This window comes from Knoellia aerolata DSM 18566 (assembly GCF_000768695.1).
In the GTDB taxonomy this organism is placed as follows: Bacteria; Actinomycetota; Actinomycetes; order Actinomycetales; family Dermatophilaceae; genus Knoellia; species Knoellia aerolata.
In genome coordinates this window covers 1-3,672 of the sequence record NZ_AVPL01000116.1, presented here as the reverse complement: position 1 = coordinate 3,672, position 3,672 = coordinate 1, and the positions used below count along the sequence as shown (strand labels likewise).

Sequence of the window (3,672 nt, the reverse complement as noted above, 5' to 3'; positions counted from 1 at the left end):
ACCCGCCCCCCCGCACCCCCGGCCCTGCCCGCCAGCAGCGGCCCGCTCAGCGCGCCGACGACCGAGGGCTGGATCAGTTCGGAGTTCGGCATGCGCTTCCACCCGATCGACCGCGTCTGGCGACTGCACAGCGGCCGCGACTACGCCGCCCCGTGCGGGACGCCCCTCAAAGCGGCTGCTTCCGGCGTCGTCATCGATGCCGGCTTCAACAGCGGCTACGGCAACCGGGTCGTCATCGACCACGGGGTCATCGGCGGCGTCCACCTCGTCACGACGTACAACCACATGGAGAGCATCCGCACCCGGGGTGGAAGCGTGCAGCGCGGCCAAGTCGTGGGCTACGAGGGCTCCACGGGCAAGTCCAACGGCTGCCACCTCCACTTTGAGGTCTATGAGGACGGCGAGTTCGTCGACCCGCGCAACTACCTCTGACGCAGAACGTCGGCGCACACGGCATACGCCGCAGGACCTTGACGTACTGACCCAAGGGAGGTGACCGCTGTGGCACAGGCCAACCAGCGGCCGGGTTGACGCAGGATGCAACGAAGGCCGTTATTGGGCCGTTTCCACGCGCTCGGTTAGTTGAGCCCGATCTCGATGCGACCCGCGAACTGAAACCTGTCAGCCGGACCCAGCCAGTAACGGTCAAGCGTCTGAGCCGCACTATGGCTCTGCCGCTATCGACTGACAGGCGCGAACCTGGTTCCGTCCGCTGATCCCAACAGGGCATTCTCGGTCACAACAAGGATTTCGAAGCCCGACTTGGTCATGCTGGCGCTCATCGCCTGTGGGGGAGGGACCGTCGCGCCCGTCATCCGCCACGTCTGCGCGCCGTCCTGGCTTATCGCCACAGCACCATCAGGGGTGACGCCCGTTACCGACCGGGCATCTCCCCAAGCAACCTGCAGCAGCAGTGGTGCGCCTACGATCGGCGCCCAAGTGGCGCCCCGGTCGTTGGACCTCAACAGACCACGTTCGGTGGTCGCGAGAACGGTCTCGCCCTCCGGGTCGGAGGAGAGCGTTCGTGGTTCTCCCGTGAGGGTGCCAGTTGACCAGGTTCGGTGGTCACTCGTGCGTCGGAGCTGTCCGTCGAATGCGATGAGGGTGTCACCGGCTTGCGTGAGGGTGTGGAAGTCCGACTGTCCGCCGCGGGAGAGAACTGTCCAGGTCTTGCCGCTGTCGGTGCTCTCGATGAGGCCCATGGGCTGAGGGAGATCGCGGACCATGTTGGGGTGGCCCGAGGCGAAGTAGTGACCTGGACCGACGATGGTGAACCCCATGAGGTCAACGATCGGGCCCACTCTGGTGGGGCCGTCGGCGCCGTACCGGAAGAGGCCTTCGTGCGTCGCCAGCAGAAGCGCACCATCCCCAGGGTCTCGGCCGACCCCATGGACGTGCGCCGACGGTAGCGCGGCCCCGGTGGCGCCAACTGAGACGGCTGGCGCCTGGTCTGCTTCGTCACTGGCCTTCGCCGAACACCCCGCGAGTATCGCCAGCGAGCTGGCCGCCGCAACTATCGCGCGGGTGCCATGGTGTGCCGGCCAGCGCATTGAAGCCTTTCGGGTCGAGGTCGTCGGTGTGCGTGCTGGCGGGTTGTCAGAGGAGGGCCTTCATGGTGGCGATCTCCTTGTTCTGCCCATCGACGATGGCCTGGGCCATCTCCTTGACCTCAGGGTTGCTGGTCGTCTTGAGAACGTCCTGCGCCATGTCGACGGCTCCCTCGTGGTGCTCGACCATCATCGTGAGCCACATCTTGTCAAAGGCCGGACCACTTGCTGCGGACAGGTCCTTCATGTCTCCGTCGTCCATCATGCCGCCACGCCCGCCGTGTCCCCCATGACCTTGCTCCGCCGTCATGGGCGCCTTCCACTCCTCGAGCCATGTCGTCATGGTCTCGATCTCAGGACCCTGCGCCGCCTTGATCTGCTCTGCGAGTTCCGTCACCTTCGGGGAAGCGTCCTTCTGAAGCGCTTGGTCCGCCATCTCGACTGCCTGCTTGTGGTGCGGGATCATCATCTGCGCGAACATGACGTCGCCCTTCTGCCCGGCGTCAGCCGTCTCGGACGTGCTCGACGACATGGAGCCCATACCACCAGTCGCCGCGGACCCGGCGTCGTCCGACCCGCAGGCGCTGAGCGTGAGGACGGCCGTGATGCCGAGCCCGGCAAGGATGGGGTACCGCTTGTTGAGGTGCACGAGAGTTTGCTCCTTGAGTTGCGTTTTCGATCGTGGTGGTGCGCACCCGGTAAGGGAGGTCAGGTGCGCACCGGTCTCCAGCATGCGGTGCGACGATGGGCCTATGATCAGGATTTCCTGAAGGTTTAGTGAAGATGGCCTTGGGGCGGCTGATCGGCTAAACGACTGATCGGATTCGCGTCAGCCGCCGTGGTGGACGGCGGGCTCGGCTGCGGGTTGCCTGGGCTTGGCGCCTGCCATGGTCTGCGCCGGGGCGGGGAGACGGAGCCGCTTGAGCAGCAGGGCGTTGACGGCGACGATGACGCTGGACCCGGACATAGAGAGCGCCGCGATCTCTGGCCGCAGGACGAGGCCCAAGGACGGTTCGAAGACACCGGCCGCGATGGGCAGCGCGATGACGTTGTATCCGACGGCCCAGCCGAGGTTCTGGCGCATCTTGCGCAGGGTGCCGCGCCCGACTCGCAGGGCGATGGGCACGTCGAGCGGGTCCGATCGCATGAGCACGAGGTCCGCGGTCTCGATCGCCACGTCGGTCCCGGCTCCGATGGCGATGCCGAGGTCCGCCTGCGCCAGCGCGGGAGCGTCGTTGACGCCGTCACCGACCATGGCGACCTTCCTGCCCTCCGCCTGGAGCTCGGCGACCTTCGCGGCCTTGTCACCCGGGAGCACCTCGGCGATGACCGTGTCGATCCCCAGCTGGCGGGCGATGCGCTCTGCGGTGGCCTGGTTGTCGCCGCTGAGCATGACGACCTCGGTGCCGAGCTCATGGAGCTCGCGGATCGCCTGCTCGGAGGTCTCCCGGACCGCGTCGGCCAGGGCGATGACTCCCGCTCCCTGCCCGTCCACGCCGACGAGCACCGCGGTGCGGCCGCTGGCGGCGAGCTCCTCGCGCCGACCCAGCAGCGAGCCGACGTCGATGCCTTCCTGCGCCATGAGCTTGCGGTTGCCCACGACGACGCGGTGGCCGTCGACGGTGGCGACCGCTCCGTGTCCGGGAACGTTCCGGAAGCCCGAGGGGGCGGGGCGAGCGATCCCCCGCTCCCCGGCATACGCCACGATCGCGCCCGCGAGGGGGTGTTCGGACTCGCGCTCCACGGCGCTGACCAGACGCAGCAGCTCGTCCTCGTCCGTGCCGTCGGCGACCACCACGTCGGTGACCTCGGGCTCGCCCTTGGTCAGGGTGCCGGTCTTGTCGAGGACGACGGTGTCGATGCGGGCTGCGGACTCCAGAGCGGTGGCGTTCTTGAACAGCACCCCACGTTGGGCGCCCAGGCCGGTCCCGACCATGATCGCGGTCGGGGTGGCCAGGCCGAGGGCGTCGGGGCAGGTGATGACCACGACCGTGATGGCGAAGAGGAGGGCGACCTGCACGCTCGCGCCGACGGCCAGCCACACGAGGAAGGTCCCGACACCACCGATGAGGGCGACCAGGACGAGCCAGAATGCTGCGCGGTCGGCGAGCCGCTGTCCGGGGGC

Annotated in this window: 4 protein-coding genes; 1 reads left to right on the top strand and 3 read right to left on the bottom strand. The window is 67.8% G+C overall.

Annotated features, from left to right (window positions below; all coding sequences use genetic code 11):
• The coding region (locus tag N801_RS18700; protein WP_156996920.1) for a M23 family metallopeptidase at positions 1-432 on the top strand (432 nt) is incomplete at its 5' end.
• Between the two features lie 245 nt (positions 433-677).
• Here N801_RS18700 and N801_RS18695 read toward each other — a convergent pair.
• The 3 genes from N801_RS18695 to N801_RS18685 form a co-directional block, all read right to left on the bottom strand.
• Positions 678-1,550 (bottom strand): F510_1955 family glycosylhydrolase, encoded by an 873-nt coding sequence (locus tag N801_RS18695; protein ID WP_342666925.1) that lies wholly within the window; start codon positions 1,548-1,550, stop codon positions 678-680.
• A 46-nt stretch (positions 1,551-1,596) separates the two neighbouring features.
• Positions 1,597-2,280: a DUF305 domain-containing protein gene (locus tag N801_RS18690; protein ID WP_245618514.1), complete on the bottom strand. Its 684-nt coding sequence runs from the start codon at positions 2,278-2,280 to the stop codon at positions 1,597-1,599.
• A 96-nt stretch (positions 2,281-2,376) separates the two neighbouring features.
• Positions 2,377-3,672, bottom strand: a 1,296-nt coding sequence (locus N801_RS18685) for a heavy metal translocating P-type ATPase (protein WP_035940821.1), incomplete at its 5' end; no start/stop codon positions are given.

Bases quoted from the DNA above. Each gene is read 5' to 3' on its own strand.
- N801_RS18695 (WP_342666925.1), bottom strand. From the start codon at position 1,550: ATGCGCTGGCCGGCACACCATGGCACCCGCGCGATAGTTGCGGCGGCC.
- N801_RS18690 (WP_245618514.1), bottom strand. From the start codon at position 2,280: ATGCTGGAGACCGGTGCGCACCTGACCTCCCTTACCGGGTGCGCACCA.